The organism is Geminocystis sp. CENA526 (assembly GCF_050753365.1).
GTDB lineage: Bacteria > Cyanobacteriota > Cyanobacteriia > Cyanobacteriales > Cyanobacteriaceae > Geminocystis.
On the sequence record NZ_JBLZFY010000002.1, the window covers coordinates 137,123 to 161,799 of the forward strand.

Annotated in this window: 21 protein-coding genes and 2 pseudogenes; 17 read left to right on the forward strand and 6 right to left on the reverse strand. The window is 33.6% G+C overall.

Annotated features, from left to right (window positions below; all coding sequences use genetic code 11):
- Positions 1–34: 34 nt before the first annotated feature.
- The 3 genes from ACN4EE_RS01405 to ACN4EE_RS01415 all read left to right on the forward strand — a co-directional run bounded on the left by ACN4EE_RS01405 (position 35) and on the right by ACN4EE_RS01415 (position 1,888).
- Positions 35–412 (forward strand): PilZ domain-containing protein, encoded by a 378-nt coding sequence (locus tag ACN4EE_RS01405; RefSeq protein WP_431704606.1) that lies wholly within the window; start codon positions 35–37, stop codon positions 410–412.
- A 219-nt stretch (positions 413–631) separates the two neighbouring features.
- Complete coding sequence (locus ACN4EE_RS01410) at positions 632–1,177, forward strand: NYN domain-containing protein (RefSeq protein WP_431704607.1); 546 nt, start codon at positions 632–634, stop codon at positions 1,175–1,177.
- Positions 1,178–1,273: 96 nt separating this feature from the next.
- Positions 1,274–1,888: a hypothetical protein gene (locus ACN4EE_RS01415; RefSeq protein WP_431704608.1), complete on the forward strand. Its 615-nt coding sequence runs from the start codon at positions 1,274–1,276 to the stop codon at positions 1,886–1,888.
- Positions 1,889–1,905: 17 nt separating this feature from the next.
- Here ACN4EE_RS01415 and ACN4EE_RS01420 read toward each other — a convergent pair whose 3' ends face one another.
- Positions 1,906–3,675: a hypothetical protein gene (locus tag ACN4EE_RS01420; RefSeq protein ID WP_431704609.1), complete on the reverse strand. Its 1,770-nt coding sequence runs from the start codon at positions 3,673–3,675 to the stop codon at positions 1,906–1,908.
- A gap of 420 nt (positions 3,676–4,095) precedes the next feature.
- On the opposite strand from ACN4EE_RS01420, the gene ACN4EE_RS01425 reads away from it, so the two are divergent.
- Both ACN4EE_RS01425 and ACN4EE_RS01430 read left to right on the forward strand, forming a co-directional pair.
- Complete coding sequence (locus tag ACN4EE_RS01425) at positions 4,096–4,395, forward strand: type II toxin-antitoxin system HigB family toxin (RefSeq protein ID WP_431704610.1); 300 nt, start codon at positions 4,096–4,098, stop codon at positions 4,393–4,395.
- Complete coding sequence (locus tag ACN4EE_RS01430; RefSeq protein WP_431704611.1) at positions 4,379–4,777, forward strand: helix-turn-helix domain-containing protein; 399 nt, start codon at positions 4,379–4,381, stop codon at positions 4,775–4,777. Before ACN4EE_RS01425 ends, ACN4EE_RS01430 begins: the two co-directional genes overlap by 17 nt.
- Before the next feature lie 66 nt (positions 4,778–4,843).
- Here ACN4EE_RS01430 and ACN4EE_RS01435 read toward each other — a convergent pair.
- The 3 genes and pseudogenes from ACN4EE_RS01435 to holA all read right to left on the reverse strand — a co-directional run.
- Positions 4,844–5,251, reverse strand: a pseudogene (locus ACN4EE_RS01435) (transposase); the annotation flags it as partial.
- A 130-nt stretch (positions 5,252–5,381) separates the two neighbouring features.
- Positions 5,382–6,482, reverse strand: coding sequence for a metallophosphoesterase family protein (locus tag ACN4EE_RS01440; protein WP_431704612.1), 1,101 nt, complete (start codon positions 6,480–6,482; stop codon positions 5,382–5,384).
- On the reverse strand, positions 6,475–7,449 hold the full coding sequence (gene holA / locus ACN4EE_RS01445; protein ID WP_431704613.1) for a DNA polymerase III subunit delta: 975 nt from the start codon (positions 7,447–7,449) through the stop codon (positions 6,475–6,477). Before holA ends, ACN4EE_RS01440 begins: the two co-directional genes overlap by 8 nt.
- 369 nt (positions 7,450–7,818) lie before the next feature.
- Here holA and ACN4EE_RS01450 point away from each other — a divergent pair, with 369 nt between their 5' ends.
- Positions 7,819–9,366 (forward strand): ferredoxin--nitrite reductase, encoded by a 1,548-nt coding sequence (locus ACN4EE_RS01450; RefSeq protein ID WP_431704614.1) that lies wholly within the window; start codon positions 7,819–7,821, stop codon positions 9,364–9,366.
- 311 nt (positions 9,367–9,677) lie between these two features.
- Here the strand turns inward: ACN4EE_RS01450 and ACN4EE_RS01455 are convergent, their stop codons facing one another.
- A complete protein-coding gene (locus ACN4EE_RS01455) occupies positions 9,678–9,818 on the reverse strand; it encodes a hypothetical protein (RefSeq protein ID WP_431704615.1) in 141 nt (46 codons plus the stop codon).
- Positions 9,819–9,937: 119 nt separating this feature from the next.
- Between ACN4EE_RS01455 and ACN4EE_RS01460 the strand changes: the two genes are divergently transcribed.
- The 11 genes and pseudogenes from ACN4EE_RS01460 (at position 9,938) to folE (ending at position 22,681) form a co-directional block, all read left to right on the forward strand.
- Positions 9,938–10,333: a phosphomannose isomerase type II C-terminal cupin domain gene (locus ACN4EE_RS01460; RefSeq protein ID WP_431704616.1), complete on the forward strand. Its 396-nt coding sequence runs from the start codon at positions 9,938–9,940 to the stop codon at positions 10,331–10,333.
- Positions 10,334–10,509: 176 nt separating this feature from the next.
- Entirely contained in the window at positions 10,510–10,854 is a 345-nt protein-coding gene (locus tag ACN4EE_RS01465; RefSeq protein WP_431704617.1) for a HesB/IscA family protein, read from the forward strand.
- A gap of 94 nt (positions 10,855–10,948) precedes the next feature.
- The gene (gene xth / locus ACN4EE_RS01470) at positions 10,949–11,737 is read left to right on the forward strand and encodes an exodeoxyribonuclease III (RefSeq protein ID WP_431704618.1); all 789 of its coding nucleotides are present in this window, start codon (positions 10,949–10,951) and stop codon (positions 11,735–11,737) included.
- 584 nt (positions 11,738–12,321) lie between these two features.
- A complete protein-coding gene (locus ACN4EE_RS01475; protein WP_431704619.1) occupies positions 12,322–14,787 on the forward strand; it encodes an EAL domain-containing protein in 2,466 nt (821 codons plus the stop codon).
- A gap of 238 nt (positions 14,788–15,025) precedes the next feature.
- Positions 15,026–17,590 (forward strand): EAL domain-containing protein, encoded by a 2,565-nt coding sequence (locus tag ACN4EE_RS01480; RefSeq protein ID WP_431704620.1) that lies wholly within the window; start codon positions 15,026–15,028, stop codon positions 17,588–17,590.
- Positions 17,591–17,673: 83 nt separating this feature from the next.
- Positions 17,674–17,904, forward strand: a pseudogene (locus tag ACN4EE_RS01485) (DUF4258 domain-containing protein); the annotation flags it as partial.
- Positions 17,901–18,149 (forward strand): DUF2283 domain-containing protein, encoded by a 249-nt coding sequence (locus ACN4EE_RS01490; protein ID WP_431704621.1) that lies wholly within the window; start codon positions 17,901–17,903, stop codon positions 18,147–18,149. The pseudogene ACN4EE_RS01485 and the gene ACN4EE_RS01490, both read left to right, overlap by 4 nt.
- Before the next feature lie 220 nt (positions 18,150–18,369).
- Positions 18,370–20,529 (forward strand): EAL domain-containing protein, encoded by a 2,160-nt coding sequence (locus ACN4EE_RS01495; RefSeq protein ID WP_431704622.1) that lies wholly within the window; start codon positions 18,370–18,372, stop codon positions 20,527–20,529.
- Positions 20,522–20,950, forward strand: a complete 429-nt coding sequence (ruvX, locus tag ACN4EE_RS01500) for a Holliday junction resolvase RuvX (RefSeq protein ID WP_431704623.1) — start codon at positions 20,522–20,524, stop codon at positions 20,948–20,950. Before ACN4EE_RS01495 ends, ruvX begins: the two co-directional genes overlap by 8 nt.
- Before the next feature lie 169 nt (positions 20,951–21,119).
- Entirely contained in the window at positions 21,120–21,848 is a 729-nt protein-coding gene (locus ACN4EE_RS01505; protein WP_431704624.1) for an SDR family oxidoreductase, read from the forward strand.
- 110 nt (positions 21,849–21,958) lie between these two features.
- Positions 21,959–22,681: a GTP cyclohydrolase I FolE gene (gene folE, locus ACN4EE_RS01510; protein ID WP_431704625.1), complete on the forward strand. Its 723-nt coding sequence runs from the start codon at positions 21,959–21,961 to the stop codon at positions 22,679–22,681.
- A gap of 349 nt (positions 22,682–23,030) precedes the next feature.
- On the opposite strand, the gene ACN4EE_RS01515 is transcribed toward folE, so the two are convergent.
- Positions 23,031–24,413, reverse strand: a complete 1,383-nt coding sequence (locus ACN4EE_RS01515) for a CHAT domain-containing protein (RefSeq protein WP_431704626.1) — start codon at positions 24,411–24,413, stop codon at positions 23,031–23,033.
- Between the last annotated feature and the right edge of the window lie 264 nt (positions 24,414–24,677).

The window sequence follows — 24,677 nt, forward strand, 5'->3', positions numbered from 1 at the left end:
AATAAATCACCCTAATTTAAAAGATAATTTAACTATGACTCAAATTAATGAACAACGAAATTATCGCCGTGTCTTAGCTGTTTGTCGAGTTTTAGATTCTCAAGGTAAATTCTTAGGTTTTACCCTTGATTTAACCCCTACGGGTATTCAAATTATTGTTAATAAAGATTTTCCTCAAGACTCTGAATTTGAAATTATTTTGAGTCAAGCTAGAGAAAATGAAATTCTTGGAAATGATCTTAAAATTAAAGTACAGCAAATGTGGCGATCGAACACCAATGAGGAATTTGATCAAATTGGCGGGAAAATAATTGAAGTGGACTCCCCTTCAGAATTAGAAAATTTGGTTGCTTATTGCGATCGAAAAGCCAAAGAAAGATACCAATTTGACTTGGAATTAAAACAGTCTTAACATAATTCGGAACTTAAAAAACCTCATAATACTGTTTTTTGTAATATTAAGTTTTATTGCAAGACTGTAAAGTATTTCACAATTAATCATTTCCTTGATATTCATAGGGCATTTTGAAAAATTAGTAGAAATGGATACAGCAAAAATCTTTAATTTTTGTTAAAATCTACCATTATGACATCATCAAAATGACCTTTAGTAAAATATATATGCAGGAAAATGGTTTCTATAAATTCTCAAGCTATCTTGTTGGTAGATGGCTACAACATAATTGGAACATGGCATTCGCTTAAATGTATTAGAGACAAAAATGGGCTAGAACACGCTAGGGAATCCCTCATAGAAAGTTTAGTCAATTATACGGGTTATAAGGGTTTAGAGTCAAAAATTGTTTTTGATTCTCATTATCAGAAAACCCCTAGTTATGAAGAAAAATTAAATCAAAAGCTTTCAGTTTACTATACATCCTATACTGAAACCGCAGATACTTATATAGAAAAATTTTGTGCTTCTTTCCCTCGTCGCAATCCAGAAACCGATACAAGAATTATTGTGGCGACATCGGATCAAGCTCAACGTCACACTGTAGTAGGGTATGGTGCAGAATGGCTTTCTGCTCATGCACTAGAAAAGGAGATTGATTTTACCAAGAATAAAAATAAACGTAATTTTCGTCCTCAACAAAAATCCCGTGGACGTTTTTTGTTTAACTCTCTTGATAGTAAAACTCAACAGGCGTTAACTCAAATGCGTTTTGGTAGTTAATAAGAATTAAGAATTAAGAATTAAGAATTAAGAAAAATTATCGACTTATTCCTTACCTTCACCAAAATACTTTTTCAGCAGACTCTATTTAAGATTATGAAAATAATCAAATTGCTATTTTTTGTTGTTCTTGCATATATTATTGCTAAAAATCTTGTTTTGAGTGAGGAAAAATCTTCGGTGAAGATAGCAGAAAATTTGTTAGTTAATGATGAAAAAAAAGAGCCTGTGAATGACACACCATTTAAGGCAATGACTTGGACAACTTTGCAACTGCTCAAAAGTTGGGATAATAAAAATTATTATGCTTTGGTGGGTTCTGATATTAACACTAATCCCTATCAAGGGGATACTTTTATTAATCAATCTCTGCCGATTCTTTGCATCAAAAAAAGTGATTTATCTAAGCCTGATTTTGTCGTCTCTCATAAAACTCCGGGAGGTGCTGATCGAGCTACATGGAGTGGAGGTTATATTGCATCAACTAAGCCCATTCAAGGCTTAAAAATTGAGTCTTTAGCTATGGCTAATAGTATTTGTGAAGAAACTTTAGGAATGGGGTATCGTATGGCACAATTTCACGATGGAGAAAGTGCCAATGCTGGTTGGGATTTTTGGGGAGAAATCTTACCTGAACATAATTTTACTTTGTTCGATCGATTCTGGGTGTATATTGCAGATCAATCGGCAAATCCTTGGTCAAATAAATAGGTAAGTTCACACAATGCCTAATTATTACCAAATAACCACATGATGTTAAAACCAACGCTAACATTGCTATCAGATTGAGTAATAACACTGCCAATTTCTCCTGTACCGATGGCATTTGTTGTATAAACTCCCACTCCTACGTTAGTCTTAGGAGGCATATAACGAGCGCCAGCCGCCCACACGGTGGCATCATTGCTCAACATGGGAGTTACTTCACCGATGATTTGAAATCCAGAAAATGCTTCCACATTAAATCCTAAACCCGTGCCTAAAATGCGGTTGCCTCCGTATAATCCCAATTTCGGGTTAAAGGTTAAGGCAATTCGATCGTTAATTTCGTAAGCAAAAGAGGCTTCGGCTGTAAAAGCACCTACCCCGTCTTCATTAGCCGTAGCTTCTTGGAAAGCACCACGAAGTCCAAAGGAAAAAGGATCTCCCTGACTTTGATTTAAAAATCTGAGTTTAGTTGAACCGCCTAATTTGAGAGAGTTTCCAATGGATTTATCCGTTTGCCCCGGTTGTTGTCCGATAAAGCCTAATTGAGCATTATCACTCATTCCATAGCCTACCTCAAAATTGAGACTAGGACCAATACCACCATCAAAGGAAAACATCCCTTGTCTTATGGTGTTGGGGCTACTCAAGATAATACCATTAAACAATAATTGTTTATCTCGATCGGAAAAAGGTTGTAGGGGGCGAGAGTCAAAACTGCGTTGATAATTGTGACCAATATCAGGAGTATAGCGCACATTTAAACCAACGCCAACGGGTCCACCATCGGGCAGAAAGGATAATAATTTCGTTGCTGGAGTATTGCCTAAGCGATTGGTGATAGATAAATCTACCGCTACATTTGGACTGTGTAAATAGTTTAAACCTGCACTCCACACTACGCTTTTAGTAATATCTCCCCTGGTGTTAGCACTGTTACCACCGGGACCAAGGGGTACATTTATATCAGCAAAAAAGCCGATGCGATCGTCAAATTTAAAACTAACTCCTGTACCTAAGTTAAAGAATGTACCGTAAAAATCGCCTCCGCCATTAACTGTGTCAGGAAAGATAGCTAAACCACCGACTAAATGCCATTGATAGGTATTGGCGAAATTGTAAGTAAAGGGTACTTGAATTGTTCCTCCTACAGTAGTACTGGAGTTCGATCGATCTGTGGGGGTAAATAAGCCATTTTCTCCCGTAATTTTGAGAAATTCCAATGAACCAACTACGGCGACACTATAGGTAGGTTCGTTAATAAATTGATATTTGAAATTAGGTGCAAAGGATAAAAAGCCAAAATCCGTGGGTTTTCCATTAAATCTACTCCCCAACACATCATCAAAGAATGATAAACCTGCCCCTATCTGCCACTTATCACTAATACCATAATCGATGGAAGCGTTATAGGTTTGTAAGCCAATGCCTCCGCCTTCTGAACCTTTGGAGAATAGGTTAACTCCATAACTGGTATATAATGCCCCTTTAGGTAAAATATTAGCAGTTTCGATCGTCATGGGGTCTAACGGTTTTAACTGTAAGGGTGTTAAAGTATATTCTATGGGTTGTATGGTTTCCACTTCGATCGAACTTTCGGGAGTGAGAGATTCGGGAGTAGTATTATCTTGAGAAAACAATACTTGAGAACTATTATGAGGGGAAACGCTATCTGTAGTCGTGGGAGATTTAACTACCCAAGAATCTGTCATATCATCGGCAAAAGCAGGAGTATTGACGACAAAACTCATCCCTACAATTAAAGTTGATACTGATAAATATTTAGATTTCATTGTTAAATTTTAAAAATGCTTGATAAATAAATGGCTGAATAATTGATTTAGCTTAATATTAAAACAAAGTTAGTTAATTACAACACGCTTAAACAGATTTGATTTACTTGAAAGGTCGTTTTTAAGCAGAGTTTTTTCACAGTGGGTTATGATTACCATAGGAAGATCGATCGAACTCATCAAAAAACATAAAAAAAGATTAAATTATCGGTGTATCCCCATAATATTGCCATTTAATAAATTAAACGGCTATCGATTTCCCGTTCAATCTTCTTGAACTCTTTGAGGTGGCGATCGCACTTTTTTTGTAGTTCGTAGAACGATATTTTGTTAGCCGTGTAATTCATTACACGGTGGTTAAAAAGTTGACAATACATTCTCATAATGAGAATATGAAAACATAAAAGTCAAATAACTAAGATGCGTATTATCAGTCGTAAAATACTACGAGAGTTTTGTCAAAGTCATGGGGACTCTTGTACTGCTCTTGAACAATGGTATCGAATTGCTAGTAAAGCCCAGTGGCAAAACTTAGTGGAAGTTCAACAGACTTATAAAACGGCTGAAGCAGTTGGTAACTTTACAGTATTCAATATAAAAGGTAACAATTATCGTCTAATTGCAGACGTAATTTATCTTCGTCAAACCATTTATATTAAGTATATTTTAACTCATGCCCAATATGATAAAGGAGGTTGGAAAAATGACCCTTACTTTTAGCCCTGAGAAATACGGTAGTTTACTAGCACAGTATCAACCAAAACCTATTACTACCGAAGCAGAAAACGAGAGCGCGATCGCCCTTGCTCAAACATTAGAACACAAAGACAACTTAACCCAAGAAGAAATAACCTTATTAGAGCTATTGTATGTGTTAATTGAACAATTCGAGAATGATAATTACCCTATTACTGAAGGTAGCCCATTGGAGATATTAAGACATTTAATGGAGGAAAATAAGATCAAACAAGAAGAATTAATAGGTATTATAGGCTCAAGGGGAGTAGTTTCCGAAGTAGTAAATGGTAAAAGAGGTATTAGTAAAACCCAAGCTAAAGCCTTAGCTCAATTTTTCAATGTTGACATTTCCCTATTCATTTAATTTATCCTAGTGTAAAGTTATATGATTCCCGTGAACTACCTTAGAATTTAATAAGCTAAGACGCATTTAACTTACATTGACTAATTCACCCTTATTCTTAAATTTTTTACTCCAATTAATAATTAAACCTTCTTCATTTAATAAATAGTTTACTGTTTTTTCTAGCTGTTCTTTATTCTCAAATTCTCTATGAGCTATATATTCTTTTGCTGAATGCCATACTAACTCTATTAAGTTATAATCTGGACTATATGCAGGTAAATATTCTAGTCTAATATTTGGTAAATTCTGTTCTATTCTCTCTATTATTTCTTTTTTCTTATGAAAACTGGCATTATCTAATATGATGATAATTTTTGGACCAGATGTTTCAAAATCTTGTTCATTATTTCCTTTTTCTACCCATTCTTTTTTTACTTCTTCTTTTAACTTTTCTAGTTGTTCATAGAATGTTTCTGAATCTCCTTTTTTTAAAGCATTTTGTAAATAATGTTTTTCTTCCAGTGACAAGAAATTTTTAATAGGCATGACTACAATCAACAAATTTATTTGTGTTATTATGATTATAGACTATACAAGTGCGTTTTAGCTTATAAGACAATCCCTAGTTAATATCACGGCGATAAACGATACCATTATGCCCTTGAATCAATCTTGGTAATTCCTCATAGTTGATCACTTTAAAGGTTCTCATATCATAGGTTGTATATTTTGTCAAGCTATCTTCATTAAAATTAACATCTATTACCGTGAGGGTTTTTCGAGGAGGAGTGTCGGTATTAAGTAGTTGACGAGCGCCTGAACCTAAAGCCCCTGTATGTAATAATTGTAAATCTCCTTTATAAGCGGGATAATAGGCGTGTTGATGTCCACTGATATAAGTATGGACGTTATACTTTTCTAGTAATGCTCTTAATTGTTCAGGATTATGCAAGACTTCTCCGACTTTATCTCTCCCTTTGGCAACGGCGTATAGGGGTAAATGCCCGATAACTACTCTCATTTTGGCTTCTTGGGCGGTTTTCGAGGCAAGGCTTTTTTCTACCCATACCAATTTATCTTCAGGGATGCGACTGGTTGAACCATCCCACACTAAATAGAATATTCCGTTCTGTTCAAAGGTATAATAAAACGGGAATTGCGATCGATCGAGAAAATTAACCCCAGTGTTGTGGGTGGGATTATGCCAATATTCTACAGCTAAGTCTCTTTCCTGTTGAAAGGTGAATTGATTATTACGGATAGCGCCCGATGCGTCATGGTTGCCGATGGTAAAGCCAAAGGGAAGGTTTAAATTTCTTATGGGTTGGGCGATGTGACTGTCAAAAGCCTTCCACATAGCGCGAATTTGTTGAGGAGTAAGGGTGGATTTTTGCCCTGCTATCATGTCACCGCTACATAATATTAAATCTGGTTGCCAAAAAGGAATCATTTTGACGGCTAAATCTACCTCTTTTTCGTATTCTGTTGAACCATAAGCACTATTCAAATCACTAATTACTAATAATCTGGTGTCTCCCCTTGGGGGTTGTTTGAGATTATATTTGTCGATAATTTCTGCAATTTCTGGAGAAAAATTAGTTTTTCCTATTACTTGTTTATCAGTTAGATTATTACTAAAATAACTTACCAAGATAAAGGTAAGAAAAGCGACAATAGTTAAGGTTAATAATTTCAGTCTTTTGGAGTAAATAAAACTAAACATTGCACAATTCAATAACTTTTGTTTCTAAAGCATTCAAAGGATCAGCTCCTAGTTTTAAACTGGTTTCTAATTCCAATAATATCGGTAAACTAGATAATAATTGTTGGCTCGATCGAGCTTTGATTTCTTGTCTTAAAAAGTAGATTCTTTTGGGGTTGCCTAAATCTGCTGATTCAGCAATTTTTTTCTCGTCTTTTTCTCCTGATTCGATCATGGTTTTGACGATTGCCCAAGTGCGAAATTGCCCCACTAAAGTCGCTACAATCCTCAATGCTGGTTCATTTAAGGTAATTAAATCCTGTACTAAAGTTAAGGCTAAAGGAATATTTCGATCGAGAATAGCTTGGGCTAATTGTAAACTATTTTGAGTGCTAACATTCACTAAACTTTTAACGGTTTCTTCCTCGATGGGGGCTGAATTATTACCTTGATAAATAGCTAATTTTTCTAATTCTTGCCACAATAAACGGCTATCATTCCCTACACAACTAGCTAAAATTTTAATAGCAGAAGGAGTTAATTTTACTTGTTTTTCTTGGGCAACTTCTTCGACTTTTTTGATTAAAATTTCCGTCTGCCAAGGGGAAATTAATGCAAATTCTACTACCTTCGCATATTTCGTAATTAACTTGGTACTTTTGATTCTAGCATCTGGTTTTTTGCTGGTAGTTAACAAAAAATGAGTAGTGTCGGGAATTTGAGGAATTGTATTTTGTAATTGACTTAATAATTCTTCTGAACAACTTTGACAGATATTTGTTTCAAATAACCATACAACTCGATCGCCCCCACCAAAAGGAGGAGTCATCACCTGCATCAATGCAGAAAGAATAGAATCCTCTTTATCTCCTGCTAATTTGTCAAAATTGAACTGTATCCAGTCTCGATCGAGGGTATCTTGTTTTAAAGTGGAAATTGCCTGACTCATGGCAAAATCATCTTCACCCCAATATAAATAAATCGGCATAACAAATTGTTTTTTGTGAGTTAATTTATTTTTTGTTTTAGGTTAAAATGTAAAAAATACATATCTATTATGCAAAAATAGGCATAATAACGGGTTTCGGTATAAAAAATTACAAAAGGTAAAAGATAAAATTAATAATCTGTTGTCAAAGTAACTAAGAAAAACAGGACTTACACAATAATAACCTCAGTTCGTCATTCTGAGCTAAATACGGGCATATTAGCCCGTGCCACGGAATCTTAAACCCTATATTTTTGTGAAAATCATGTAAGTTCTGAGAAGTTTTAAGTTGTGCATAGCAACAAATACTTTCTTAAAAGTAATTAATTTTAATTTATATTGTAAAGTTTTATCATTAGAGGTTAAACCATGACGGTGGCAACGGAAAAAAAAGTTAAATTAAATAAGATAGAAAAAGTTAAAGCCGCAAAACACGGTTTAGACATTAGAGACGAATTAACTAAATTTGCCGAAATGGGGTGGGAGGCAATGGAGGAGGATGATTTAATTGTCCGCTTGAAGTGGTTTGGTATCTTTTTTCGCCCTGTCACTCCGGGTAAGTTTATGTTACGTTTGCGCATCCCTAACGGGGTTTTTACGAGCGAACAAATGCGCACTTTTGCCGATATTATCGATCGATATGGTGAAGACGGCAGTGCAGATATTACCACTCGTCAAAATATCCAATTAAGAGGAGTCCATTTACAAGACATTCCAGAGATTTTCCAACGCTTAGAAGATGTTGGCATTACCTCCGTTCAATCAGGCATGGATAATGTGCGTAACTTAACAGGTTCTCCCACTGCTGGAATTGATCCCGATGAATTATTTGATACTAGGGAATTAAATCAAAAATTACAAGACGTTATCACCAACAAAGGTAAAGGAAGCTACGAATTTAGCAACCTCCCCCGTAAGTTGAATATTGCCATTGACGGCGCTAGGGATAATTCTATTCATGCCGAAATTAATGATATTGCCTTTATTCCTGCTTTTAAAGATGGAGAATTTGGCTTTAATGTGTTAATTGGCGGTTATTTGTCGGCGCAACGATGCGCGGAGTCGATTCCCATGGATGTATGGGTAAAACCTAATGATGAAGTCATCGAACTTTCCACAGCAATCCTAGCGGTGTATAGTGAGTGTGGTTTAGAAGAAGGGTTAAGGGAAAATCGAGGTAAAGCACGGTTAATGTGGTTAGTCGATAAATGGGGCATGAATCGTTTTCGTTTGGAGGTAGAGAAAAAATTAGGTAAATCTTTACAGTTTGCCTCCCCTGAAGATGAAATTACCCAAGACAAAAAGGATCATTTAGGAGTACATCCTCAAAAACAAGAGGGTTATAGTTATATCGGTATTCATGTACCTGTAGGACATTTAGACGCTCAAGGAATGTATGAAATCGCCCGTTTAGCAGATATTTACGGTAATGGAGAAATTCGAGCAACTGTAGAACAAAATTTTATTATTCCTTTTGTGCCTAATGATAGAGTAGAGGCGTTTTTAGCTGAACCAATTTTACAAACTTATTCTGTTAATCCTAGTACTTTAACTCGATCGTTAATTTCCTGTACAGGCGCTCGTTATTGTAATTTTGCCCTTGTGGAAACAAAACAAAGAGGCTTAAAACTAGCTCAAGAATTGGATGCTGAGTTAAACATACCCCAAAGAGTGCGTATTCACTGGACAGGATGCCCTAATTCTTGTGGACAAGCCCAAGCTGGAGACATCGGTTTAATGGGTACAAAAGCCAAAAAAGACGGGCAAGTAGTAGAAGGAGTTAACCTCTTTTTAGGAGGCAAAGTTGGCAAGGATGCCCATTTAGGGGAAGTAGCACAAAAAAGTATCCCTTGTGATGATCTAAAAGGAGTACTCAAAGAGTTATTAATTGATCAATTTGGTGCGATCGAAAAATAATAAATTCCTAGATTGGGTGAGCGACAGCGTAACCCAACAAAACACCCTCTACTTGATTTTTAATAAAGTTCGAGAGAGGAGTTCGATCGAGATTTGATGAATCATGTACAATGAAAAATCAACCTAGATACGGTTTGCTGAATAAATTAGAAGACTATTAAAATCGATGGTTTGGACATACTACATCAACTAAAAAGTGTTCAATTTTCACAATTTTTGGTCAAAAACAGGGTATTTAAAATCTTATTGCTCACAATACACTTATAATTTTTGTTTATTGTGTAATGCATCAAAACCTTGATTTTTGTCATTTATTCCCTCTTCCCTCTTCCCTCTTCCCTCTTCCCTTTTCCCTTTTCCCTTTTCCCTTTTCCCTCTTCCCTCTTCCCTCTTCCCTCTTCCCTTTTCCCTTTTCCCTTTTCCCTCTCTTCATCAAAATACTTTTTCAGCACCCCCTAGATAAGTTAAGATCACAAAAAAAATATAATCTTATATGATTATCTCTAGAGAAAATTTGACATTTTATATATTTGTAAGTATTTTTTATTCACATAAAATTTAAACTAAAAATATGATTCAACTTCAAGAACAACCCAAAGAAAGCATCTTTAAGCCATTAACCAATCATGTTACCGAAACTCGCCCTTGGGGTACTTTTACTACCCTTGAAGAAGGTACAGGCTATAAAATTAAACGTATTGAGGTTAACCCTGGTCATCGTTTAAGCCTACAAATGCACCATCATCGTAGTGAACATTGGATTGTAGTTTCTGGAACTGCTAGGGTAGAATGTGGTGATGAGGTGAAAATTTTAGGGGCAAATCAATCTACTTATGTGCCTCAGTGTACAACACATCGTTTAGAAAATCCAGGAGTGATTAAATTAATCTTAATTGAAGTGCAAAACGGGGAGTATTTGGGAGAAGATGATATTGTTCGTTTTCAAGATGACTATTCCCGACAATAGCGGTTTAAGTTATACTCAGTCAGGGAATAAAAGATAGTGATGAAGGTAGGCAAAAGGCATCTCCAATAATTAACAAAACAAGGGTTAAAACCCTTACTAAGAGCCAATTAAAAATCTTTTCTGGAGATGTCTAATAGGGATTGTTGAAACAAATTATTACATTATCAAGTATCATTATGATAAATTGTACTCAAACTGCGATCGAAGAGATAAAAAGACTCAAAAATAGTTCAGATTCCGAAAATTCTTATGTGAGAATAAAAATAGAAAAAGGAGGATGTAAAGATTATGTTTATCAATTAAATTTTGACCAAGAAATTCGAGAAAATGATGAAAAAATCTCTTCAGATTCTGATATAACTATCGTGATCGATCGAAATAGCTATCAATATTTAGAGAATTTAAAAATAGACTATATAGAAGATTTAATGGGGGGTGCATTTCAGTTCAAAAATATTGATATTCAAGAACATTGTACCTGTGGATTGTCTTTTAAATTACCAGAAAAAACGGCACAGTAATTGACTCAAAAATACACAGGCAAGATGCCTGTTTTACTATTTTTTATCTACTGTAAAAGAACCAAAATTATCAATTATTAATATTAATTAATCAATGAAAATAGCTACATGGAATGTTAACTCTATTCGTACCCGTCAAGAACAAGTAAAACAATGGTTAATCGATAATAATATAGATGTTATTTGTTTACAAGAAACTAAGGTTATTGATGCCGATTTTCCCCTAGAAGGATTCAAAAATTTAGGTTATCATACTTATATTTATGGTCAAAAAGCCTATAATGGAGTAGCGATTTTTAGTCGTGAACCTTTACAAGATATTAAATATGGTTTTGCTGATATTTTACCCTTAGATTTAGTCACTAATTTCGATGAGCAAAAACGGGTAATTAGTGGGGTTATTAATAATATTAGAATCGTTAATCTTTATGTACCAAATGGCAATTCGATCGATTCTGAAAAATATCACTATAAAATGGCTTGGTTAGAGTTATTAAAACAATATTTAACGATGTTAAAACAAGAATATTCACAGGAATTATTTGTCTGTGGAGACTTTAACATAGCCCTAGAAGATATTGATATTTATAAAGCTATAGGTAAAGAAAATCACATTATGGCATCAAAAATGGAAAGGGAAAGTTTACGATCGATCTTAAGTCTTGGATTAACCGATATTTTCCGTAAATTTACAACGGAGGGCAGTTTTTATAGTTGGTGGGATTATCGTCAAGGAGGGTTTACTAAGAATAGGGGATGGCGTATTGATCATATTTATTTAACCGATAAATTAGTAGAAAAAGCCGTTAATTGTTATATTGATATTAACCCTAGAAAATTAACCCAACCTAGTGATCATGCTCCTGTAATTTGTGAATTTTAAGTTTATTTAATAATCAAATTCGATCGTCATGATAATTTTACCTCCGTAGGCATCTTTTCTCCAAATTTAGCCATTTTTTCAGATTAGCAAATCAATTATTATTAAAAATTAAGATATTTTTCTGAAAATTAACTCACTTTAGTAGAGTTATGCTATGAGTAATGAAATTTGTTTCATTGTGGGATAAGGGTTTTCATCAATAACTCCTCTAGCAGGATGACAAAGCTAATAGCTAAAGTCTGCTAAAGCGACTAAGAAAAATGCAATTTCGCCCCGACTTTGAAAAAACCCTGCCCTAATCCCCAACTGTTTCAAAGTAACAATACAGATAACTATTAGACATTTTCAAAAATACAGGCAAGATGCCTGTTCTACGGTGATAAAATAATAATTTCTGGAGAAGTCTATTGACTGATATTGACTTTTGCCTACTTCTTACTTCCCTCGATCGAACCTATCTGAATTAAATAATCTATCTTTTCCTAACTAATTTATAATAGAAAGAAGGTGATAAAGCATGAAAATAAATGATTAAGGAATATTAATATTTATTGCGTTATATTAATTATTGTGGGTAAAATTACATGAGTGAAGTACAAGAATTTCGTCACATTTTAGTTATCGAGGATCGTAAAGGTAGAAGGATTGTTTCTCTTGAAGAAAGTAACTACACATTGGGGAGAGATTCTCATAATCCCATTATTCTCTACGACTATCAAGTTTCTCGTACTCATGCAACTTTAATTCGCAAAATCGATGATGAAACTGAAAATTTTTCCTATCGCATCATTGACGGCGATTTACAAGGAAAAAGAAGCACTAACGGCATTTTGATTAATGGACATTCTACTATTTCCCATGAGTTAAAACACGGCGATATTATCCGTTTTGCTAATGACGCAAAAGCTAGTTACTATATCATTCCTACGGATTCGGGTATCGATTTATTTAACCCCGATGGACTCGATCGAATTAATGCGTCTCGTATTACATTGACGAACCAGTCCAGCGAAACCATGATCAAAAAACAGGAAGAAGCAACTAATTCCGAAGATCAACAAGAGTTGATTCGTCTAGCCTCCTTCCCCGAATTATCCCCCAACCCCATTATTGAATTAGACTGGGATGGTAATATTACTTATGTTAATCCTGCCGCTAGTATCAAATTCGATACCATTTATGACGAAAAATTAGAACATCCCATCCTTGCAGGTTTATTGACAGAATATAATAATCGACAAGGAAATCTCTTTTTACGAGAAGTTAAAATAGCCAATGAAGTTTTTGAACAATATGTTCATTATCTGTCGGAAAAAAAATTAATTCGTTGCTATATCTTTGATTTTACCAAACGTAAACAAGCCGAAGCCCAATTAAAAGAAAGCGAAGTGCGGTATCGTGCCATCGCTCGACAAACTTCCGAAGGTATTTTCTTAGCCTATGCCAGTAATAAACGCATTATTGAAGCCAACGATTCTTATTTAAAAGTATTGGGATATTCTAATGAAGAAATAACTAACTTAACTCTTTATAATGTTATCGCTAGTGATTTGAGTAGTTTTAACCAAGATTTAGCTCATGTTTTAGAAAATAAAGAAGATTTCACTAAACAATATTTACATCGAGCGCAGGATGGTTCTTTAATCAATTTAGAATCCAGTATTAGCTTAATTAGCTATCAAAATAAAGACATTTTCTGTTTTGTGGTTAGGAATGCCACTAATACTGAACATATAGGACATTTTAATGATCAAGTATTCCATGATCAAACCACTCATCTACCTAATCAAAAACTCTTTACTGAACAGTTAGGCGTTGCCATCGCTAATGCCGAAAGGTATCAATATTTAATGAGTTTAATCGTCATAGAAATTGAAAAATTCTCAGAATTTAAGCAGAATAATAATCAAAATATTGTAGATCAATTAGTTAAAAATTTCTGTCAAACTTTACAGTCTTGTTTACGACTAGGGGATTTAGTCGCTCGATGGGATGAAAATAAATTTATGGTACTATTTCCCCGTATAAAAGGACCAAAAGACCCCGCAAAAATAGCAAAAAAAATGTCTTTAACCCTAGAACAATTTTTACAACAATATTCTAGTAACGTTAAATTAGATGTCAATTTAAGTTTAATTATTTATCCCATTGACGGTGATGAACTTTCTCTTTTACTAAAAAATAGTTTACTTTCTCTTGAGTCGAAAAGAAATAGTGCTAACTACAATTTAACGGGATTTAATATTACCCCGAAAACCGCTAGTTTATTAAAGTTAGAAAATCTCATCGGTAGCGCTATTAAAGAACAACAATTTTTCCTCTGTTATCAACCTCAAATTAATAGCCAAACTAGACAAATAACAGGTTTAGAGGCGTTATTGCGTTGGGATCATCCAGAACTAGGTAAAGTTACGCCTCGTCATTTTTTACGATTAACGGAAGAAACAGATTTTATGCTTCCCTTGGGAGTATGGATTTTACAAACTGCTGCATTGCAAATGATCGCATGGACAAAAGAAAATATCCCTCCTCTGCCCATTGGTGTTAATATTTCAGCAAGACAGTTTTCACAGCCAAATTTTTTGGAGACGATCGAAAAAGCCTTAGAACAATCAGGGTTGCCACCACAATTTTTAGAATTAGAAATTACCGAAAATTGCTTTTTACAAAATCAAGAATCAGCCTATCAAATATTATCCCGTTTATCTAACCTCAAAGTAAGGCTATGTTTTGATAACTTTGGTTCTGGTAATTCAGCCTTAATTCATTTGCAAAAAGTTGCATTCGATACCATAAAAATTAGTCCTAGTGTTATCAATCAATTAGAAGATAATCCCAAACAAAGAGCTTTAATTGAAAGTATAGCTGTTTTATGTAAAGGTTATGGTAGTCGATTAGTAGCAGTAGGCATAGAAAAAATGGAACAGATGGAATTACTCAGAAATTTAGGTTGTACCGAAATTCAAGGTAATTTATTTAGTCGTCCCCTACCCCCCAAAGAAACAACTATTTTTCTTCATAAAGCAGAACATACTATAATGAATAGCTAAACAATAATCTCAGAAAAAATACTTAAGTAGGGGGTTTAAAGACTTCCTAGCTTATTTTAAGTTTTACTGAAATTTATAGCGTGGGTCTTGTTTGTATATTAAGATAAAATAATGATATTCAACGATGAGATGCTCTTACTTATCACAAGACTTTGATAAAACATTTACTAAATTCTTTTATTCTTATTCTTCAAGAATACTAAATTATTAATTAATTATTAACTCTTAACTATTAACCATGAATAGTGACTATCTCAAAACCACATCCCATAAAAATCTACAAACCATCACCCATGTTTTAGTATTAGAAGACGAAAATTCTAGGCAAACCATTATTTTAGATGAAGCCAATTATTCGATCGGTAGGGATGTGAGAAATAAAATTCCTTTGTCTTCTAAAAAAGTTTCTCGTTTTCACGCTACATTATTACGCAGAACCGACACTAAAAATCAAAGTTTTTCCTACTGGTTATTAGATGGTGATTTACAGGGTAATCGCAGTACTAATGGTATTTTTATTAATGATAAAAGATGTTTAGTACAAGAGTTAAAACATGAGGATGTAATTCGTTTTGGTTTTGAAATTCAAGCTAGTTATTATATTCTGAATAATATTAATGATTTAGCATTGTTACAATCTGGAGATTTTAAACAACCACCGCCAGAATTGGAAAGTACCATGCAACCCACTAAAGCCAATCCTCAAAATTTTATGGCGAAACAAACATTGGTTATTTCTGAACCGAATATCATGGAATCTTTAGATTCAGATTCAGAAAGTAATAGTGTTAACTTCCAAAATTCTGAGATTACGAAACTAGCTTCTTTCCCAGAATTGAGTCCTAACCCGATTATTGAAATGGACTGGAATGGAAATATTACTTATCTTAATCCTTCGGCACTTAATAAGTTTCCTGAGTTAAATAATAATCCATCTATTGAAAATCATCCCCTGTTAGTAGGTTTAATTAAAAATATTGAAAATCACGGTAACAATAATAAATTATTTGTCCGAGAAGTTACCATAAAAGAGCAAGTTTTTGAACAATATATTCATTATTTATCTGATAAAAAATTAATTAGAAGTTACGTTTTTGATTTTACTAAACGAAAAGTTTTAGAAACTCAATTAAAAGAAAGTGAACAGAGATATAAGGCTTTTATTAGTCAAACCAAAGAAGGCATTTTTCTTGTGGATGCCCATAATAAAAAAATCCTTGAGGCAAATAATGCTTTAGCTGATTTATTAGGCTATAATTTGGAAGAAATTTACTCTTTAAAACTGTATGATTTAATCGATATGACGACGGGGGTTTTGGATGAAGAAATAAACTTAATTTTAAAATCTAAAAAAGAAAATAATCTGATTAAACATTTTGAGTATAAAAGTAAAAACAAGTTAATAGTACCATTAGAGTCGAATATTACTTGGATTAGTTACGGTGATCAAACCATACTTTCTTTTGCTGTACGTCCAGTTAATAAAAACATCAATCAAGGCACGGTTATTCAAGAACAAGGTTTGTATGATTTGGAAACAGGTTTACCGAATCGACAGTTGTTTTTAGAGCAGTTTAATACGGCAATGGCTAATAGTCGTCGTATTCAGGGCTTATTGTGCATTATTTTTGTGGAATTGGAAATTTTACAGGAGGGTACAAACTTAAATTATGGTCTTAAAACTCATATTTTAGATGGCTTTGCTAAACGCTTAAGATCATCATTACGATCGGGCGATACCGTAGCACATTGGGAGGGTTATCAATTTATTTGTCTTTTACCCCAAGTCAGGAGTTTTAAAGATGTTGGCAGGGTTTCTCAGCGAATGTTGGAGTCTTTTATACCGCCTTTTTTCATCGATAATCAAAAAATTTATATCAAAACCAGTATGGGCATAGCCATTAAAGATGAAGAAGCCTCCACAACAGAAATTTTAATTAATCAAGCACAAAGTGCTTTAGTTAAGAGTCAAGATTCTGGTAGTAATAACTATAAATTCTTTGATCAAAAAATTCAAGCAGAAGCGGAACGTTTATTAAGATTAGAAAAGTTGTTATCCCATGCTTTAACCCGTAATGAATTTTCTTTGCTGTATCAACCTCAAGTTTCGATCGAAAGTAACAGATTGACAGGGATAGAAGCCTTAATTCGCTGGGATCATCCCGATTTAGGACGAGTTACACCTGATCAATTTATTCCCTTAGCAGAAGAAACAGGATTAATTATTCCCATTGGGGAATGGGTAATTGAAACCGCTTGTAGTCAAAGACATCAATGGAATAATCTCGAAGATCAACCGATTTGTATTAATATTTCTACTCAACAGTTTCAACAACCGAATTTTGTGGGTATGATCAAAAATATTCTGCAAAAGACTTCTTTAAATTCCCATTTATTAGAGTTGGAAATTACGGAAAAAACCATTGCTTCTGATTTAGAATTAGCCACTAAAATTCTTAAAGACTTGAATGAATTAGGCATCAGAATTTCTTTAGATGATTTTGGTACTGATACTGTGGCTTTAGGTTATTTAAAACAATTTAATTTCTCTACCTTAAAGATCGATCGACCCATTATCAAAAATTTCAGTGCTGATAGTCAAGATAAAGCGTTAATTAGTGCCATGATTAACATAGCTAAAAGTTTTAACTTGCGCATCGTTGCCGAAGGAGTAGAAATTAAAGCCGAAGTCGATGAACTTTTTAAACTAGGATGTCAACAAATACAAGGTAACTGGTTAACTGCTCCTTTGACGGTAGAAAATATGACCAAGTTTTTAACTAACTCTAGTTATGATTTATAATCTAAGGCTAAAATAAAAGCTAAAAACCTCCTATATCAATAGTTTGAGACATGGATAATCAATATTTGTGAACTAACCACCCTCGAAAACGTTTAGCTGAAAGAGAAGAAGTAAAAGAGTCATGGGTAATCGACACCATCGAAAACCCCGAAGGCTCAGAGTTCATTATTGATGATAGTGGAGAAAAATATCATTACTATAAAAGAATAGCTGAGTTTGATAATAGAGTGTTAGAAGTAGTAACGTCTGCTAACACGACACCTATTAGGATAATTACTCTTTACTTTAACCGCAATATGAGGAAAAAACTATGATCGTTACTTATGATAATGAGATTGACGCAATTTACTTTAAATTAACTGAGAATAAGATTGATAGTACCGAACCCGAAACAGATAGAATTATCATTGACTATGACAAGGATAATAATATTGTTGGTATTGAAGTATTAGATTTTTATTATCTTGTCAAAAAAGGTTTAACCGTCAATGATTTAACTTTTCCTGAACAACATAAAACTACAGCTTCTCAATACTTCAACATTCCTGTTGCTGTGTGAAACCTCATAAATATTGCTAATTTTTTATCTCCACTGGTAGAGATAGCAATGGAGTGCAAACTTTATGTTCTTTCTGTAACAAAATACGATGATTATACCTAAGTCTAGTTTTTGGATTATCGGATTGGTAATAATTGTGAAAACTAAAGTAGAATAGAATCAATTTTTATATAGCTTAAAGTTTCTCAGCAGACCCTAATGATGTCAAGTTTTATCCTTAATGAGCAGTTTAGATCATAAAAAAAATCATTTTTTGTTATTATTTCCTGATAATCCATCAGAACAAAAAGTACTTTCTTTGACAGAGAGTATTTATTCTGTTGGTCGTCATTCGGATAGTACAATAAAGTTAACTTCGTCATCTATTTCCAGACATCACGCAACTTTAATCAGAAAAGATTTAGGGGAAACAGAAAGTATATATATTTTAATTGATGGAGATTTAAAAGGTCAAAGAAGTCAAAATGGTATTTTAGTTAATGGCAAAAAAACGATACATCACCCTTTGGAAGATGGAGATGTAATTATTTTTGGAACTAATGAATATAAGGCTATTTATAAACAAGAAAATGATATAGAAAAAATAGAAGTTAATTCTTTCTCTGATTTATTTTTGAAAAATACAAAATCTAGTCAGGATATTCAATTATCTAATCAATTAAGTAGAGAAAAATTACAAGATACCTTAGTTATTTCAGAAGAAAATTTACAGGAAAATTTAACCAATAAAGATATTAAACGTCTCGCTTCTTTTCCTGAATTGTCTCCTAATCCGATTATTGAATTTGACTTTGATGGTAACATTACTTACACTAATCCGGCCGCTAATTTATGTTTTTCAGATTTATTTACTATCTCCATCAATTCTAATCCTTTAATTGCAGGTTTAAATCATAAACCAAATCAGAGTAATGGGGGTTTAATTATTAGGGAAATAAAAATTCAAGATAAATATTTTGAGCAATATGTTCATTATTTATCTAGGGAAAATGTAATTAGAACTTATATTTTTGATATAACTGAACGCAAAAATTCTGAAGAAAAACTTAAATATCAAGCCTTTCATGATACTTTAACTGGTATTCCTAATCGAGATTTTTTTTATTGGAAATTAGCTAAATTTTTACAAAAAAGAAAGAAAAATAAAAATAAATTAGCGGTTTTCTTTATTGACATCGATCGATTCAAAAATATAAACGAAACTTTGAATCACACAACGGGGGATAAGTTATTAGAAAATTTTGCCCAACGTCTAACATCTTGTTTACCAAATTATTGTTTTTTATCCCGTTGGGGGGGCGATGAATTTACTTTGATTGTGCCTTTAGAAGAAAATTTTGCCACTCCGAAAGACATTGCCGATATTATTATTAATAGTCTCAAACATCCTTTTTTTATCGCAAAATATACAATCTACGTTACTTGCAGTATTGGTATCGCCACTTATCCTGATGATGGTTTAGACGAAAAGCAATTAATCAAAAATGCGGATATTGCCTTATTTCGAGCTAAACAAATGGGCAAAAATAATTTCCAGTTTTATACAACTCAATTAAGCCAAGAACAAATGTTATTATTTGAGTTAGAAAATAGCTTATATAATGCTTTAGAAAATAATGAATTATTCTTAAATTTTCAACCCCAATATAATTTAAAAACCAATATCATGTCAGGTGCGGAAGTGTTATTAAGATGGAAACATCCTACATTAGGGGCGATTTCTCCTGCCAAATTTATTCCCCTAGCCGAAGAAACAGGATTGATTATTTCGATCGGCAAATGGGTATTAGAAAAAGCCTGTATTCAAGGAAGAATATGGCAAGATTTAGGTTATTTACCCTTACTAATTGCTGTCAATGTTTCTGGGAAACAATTTCAACAGGAAAATTTTGTCCATGAAGTCAAAAATATTCTGGAGAAAACTAAATTCAATCCCGAATATTTAGAGATAGAAATTACAGAAACTATCTTAATGCAGGATGTAGAAAAAACAGAGTTAATTATTAAAGAATTATCATCCTTGGGAGTAAAATTTTCTTTAGATGATTTTGGTACTGGTTATTCATCTCTCAGTTATCTCAAAAAATTTCCATTTCATACTATAAAAATAGATCAATCTTTTGTGAAAGACTTAGAAAGAAATAAACAAGATCAAGCCTTAGTTTCAGCCGTAATTACTTTAGCAAAAGGCTATAATATGAAAGTGATAGCGGAGGGAGTAGAAACAGAAAATCAAAAATTATTATTAAAAAATCTGAACTGTGATACAATTCAAGGTTGGTTAGTGGGAAAACCATTAAAACAAGGAGATTTTTCCAGTTTTTTAACTAATTATAGTAAGGAAATTCAAGAGCGAAATATAGACAATTTTCATGGATAGAGTTGCCGTATTAGGATTGGACGTTGGTTTAAAAAGAGTTGGGGTTGCAGGTTGTGATGGTTTAGGGTTATTGGCAACAGAGTTAACCACTATTCATCGCACTTCTTTTGTCAATGATGTGGAGGCTTTTCGTCAGTTAGTAAAGGAAAGAGAAGCTACTTTGTTAATAATTGGCATTCCCTATACCATGAATGGAGAAATTGGTTTTCAGGCTAAACAGGTGATTAAATATGCCAAACGGTTGAGTAAAGCCTTGAATTTGCCTTTAGAATTTGTGGATGAAAGACTTACTTCTTTGGAAGCGGAAGAACAATTAAAAAGTAGTAAAAAATATTCTTCTTATAATAAAGGTTCGATCGATCGAAGAGCGGCAGCGATAATTTTACAGCAGTGGCTAGACGAAAGGGAAAATAGGAAGTAAAAAGACAAGTGGAGAGGAAAACAAAGGGATTCCTTTTCCAAAACCTGTTTCCTTTCGTGTTATAATAACTATGGTGATTTTTGTTACAAAACTTCACATTATTCTAATGAAACTCTATTAATAATCATTTTGTAGAGTAGAAAAACTCAAAACAGAAAGCAATAATATCATGGAATTACCCCCGAATAAACCACGAGCGATTATCACAGGAGCTAGTAGTGGAATTGGTAAAGCGACAGCCTTAGCCTTTGCGGGTGCTGGAATTGACCTTTGTTTAATTAGTCGTTCCCAAGATAAGTTGATAGATGTAGCTCATGAGGTTAAAGAATATGGGGTACAAGTAAAAGTCTTTTGCGCTGATCTAAGTGAAGTATCCACAGTAAGGAGGAAGGTACAGTCGATCGTGCAGGAATGGGGAGGCATTGACATTTTAGTCAACAATGCTGGAATAGCTTACACCAATCTTCTAAGAGAAACCCCTTTAACGGATTGGGAAAAAGTCTTAAATCTGAATTTAACCAGTGTTTTTGAATGCGTCATGGGGGTTTTACCAACCATGAGAACCCAAGGTAAAGGTACGATCGTCAACGTGGCTTCCATAGCGGCTCAAACTCCTTTCCCTGAATGGGGTACTTATGCTATTAGTAAATCTGCTTTAGTGACTTTTAGTCAATGTTTAGCCATGGAAGAAAGAGGTAACGGTATTCGAGTTACTACGATTTCTCCGGGGGCAGTAAATAGTCCTCTTTGGGATACTGATACGGTGAAGGTAGAATTAAATCGATCGGCAATGGTAAAACCAGAAACCGTTGCCCAAGCTATTTTACAAGCTGTATTACTTCCTCAAGAGGCTGTCATTGAACAATTAACTATTACTCCTAGTATTGGTGCTTTATAGATAATTTTATTTTTAAATTCCTTGAAATGTTCATTTTTCGAGCTTTTCTAGTTGCTGTAACTTAAATCTCAGGGGGCAACCCCAACTTAAACTAATTTACTAACTTAACTATGACAGAATTTTCCAACGGCTCTAACTCTCCTAAAATTTCTCCTGAAGTTTCTTCATCTATTACCTCTGAAGTTTATAATAATGTAGCTACCCGTCCCGATCGAAATACCCATAACGGCAAAGTAGCACAAATCCATCTCACTCAAGAAGAAAACAAACAACAGATGATGGATTCAGTTCGTATTATGCTTGAGTCGGTGGGAGAAGACCCTGAAAGAGAAGGGTTATTAAAAACCCCGAAAAGAGTTGCCGAAGCCATGCAGTTTTTAACTCAAGGTTATAGCCAATCGTTAGAAAAATTAGTCAATGGTGCTATTTTTGATGAAGGGCATAACGAAATGGTGTTAGTCAGAGATATTGACTTTTTCAGCCTTTGTGAACATCATATGTTACCTTTTATGGGAAGGGCGCACGTTGCTTATATTCCTAACCAAAAAGTTGTCGGATTGAGTAAATTAGCCCGTATTGTCGAAATGTACTCAAGAAGATTGCAGGTACAAGAGCGTTTAACTCGTCAAATTGCAGAAGCTATACAAACTATTCTTGATCCTCAAGGGGTTGCGGTGGTTATGGAGGCAACTCATATGTGTATGGTAATGCGCGGAGTACAAAAACCTGGTTCTTGGACTGTCACCAGTGCAATGCTAGGGGTATTTCAAGAAGAGGATAAAACTAGAGAGGAGTTTTTAAACTTAATCCGTCATAAGCCTAGCTTTTTATAAAGATAATAAATAGGGGCTGCTGAAAAAGTCTTTTGATGAGGATAGGTGTCAGGTGTCAGGTTAAATAGGGTTTGCTGAAAAAGTATTTTGATGAAGATAGGGAAGAGCGGAAAAGGGAAAAGGGAAAAGGGAATAAGTAATAAAAATCAAGGTTTTGGGGCTTTGTATGAATATATAAATACAAAAATGTTTTAAATAAAATTCCGTAAAAAATGCTAAAACTGCACACTTTTTTAGTAATGTAGTTTGTCTAAACCCTTGATTTTAATAGACTTCTGATTTATTCAGCAAACCCTAAATAGTGGATAATTGTTAATTGTTAATTGTTAATTGTTAATTGGATTGGATATTACCAAGGGCTACTAATAATAGTGAATCCAGCCCAATAAAAGGGGTGAGATAATTCAACTTTTCCTGACACACCCAGATTTTGGGGTAAATCAATATTACCGTGGGGAGTAATTAACACATTGTCTTCAAAATAGACTTTGCCTTGTAATAATAAATCCTGAGCTTTTCTTAAAGCCTCAACTTTAGTGGGATTGGCTTCTGTTTGATTGATTAATTGCTCATAAAATTCGGTAATTAGAGCAAACGTACCTAAGTCACTGACACTCCATAAAGTGCCTAAAGCAGTATTAACTCCTGTTTGTAATGCAATACCCGTAAATCCTAATTGGGCATTTCGATCGCCCAAGGCTGTATTACAAGCACTTAAAACTAACAAATCGGGAGGTGTTTGCCAAGGCATATTGGACATTTGCTCAAGGGTTAGTTTATCATCCCAAAATTGAATATAGGATTCAGTGACATCTCCTCCACTAAAATTAGCATGGGTGGCTAAATGTACTATTTGAAAAGAATTTTCCTTTAACTGTTGTTGCATATTGGGCAGAGTAAAATCTTCATTAAGTAATATTTCTGTAGAAGATGAGGTATTCGATCGTTGTAAACGTTGATCAATATTTTGTAACTCCAAAGTAACAGCAGGGAGAGGCTCATTATCAGGAAAATCGGAAGCCCCCATAGCTAAAATTGTCGGGTTTTTCATGGGGTTATATTTGGCATTGATTAAATTAAAGGCTGGAATACGACTGATATTATATTTTTCGACTAAGAAATTTTCCCCGTCATATAAAGCACTTAATGGTACTAATCTGACTCCATTACCAATGCAAAATAAAATATTGTTGATATTTTCTGCGTCTAAAAAGTCTTTTTGATAGGGTTCAATAATCCATTTATATAACTGTTTTGATAGGGTTAAATCCATAGGATTATTAACCTTTTCAATTTCTCGATAAAAATTATTAACTACTTGTATAAGTTTGTCAAAAGGAGCATCGAAAATATCTCTAACAATGATTTTACCTTGTTTGCTTAAATAGACTAGATGCAAATATTCTTCTTCGGGCATTACCCAGAGAATAGCTGAATTAGTGCCAGTTTTTTCATCCATCTCTGCTAAAATATTTGCCATTTCTAAAGAACTTTCTTCTTTATCTAGCATTTCTCTATTAAAAAAACTACTATATTCTTGATCTAATTTTTGCTCCATTTGAAGCATTTTACCATTTAAAATTGCCTCTTGAGGATCATCAGGAATTTGACGAGCATTGACACCATAGCTAGAGTAATTTATAACAATAAATAAGGATAATATAGTTATTCCTAAAAATATTAATATTTTTTTAAATGACTTGTTAAATAGAATTAAATTTAGAGATTTCATAACTTTTTTGATCAAGTTCGATCGAACTTTAGGAATGGTTTTTCAGTTAGTTTAATAATCGATTAATTGTAATCTCATTTTTTTTAAGTAGATTAAAAAATCTCAGAAAATTTACATAAATTAATGTAGGGGGTGCTGAAAAAGTCTGAGGAAGGGGTAGGGCAATGGGCAAAGGAAGTTATCTAAAGAATAAATGATAAAATATAGGTGATAAAATTTATATTAATTATTTTCTATTAATTTGGCATAACTACTGTAGAAGAG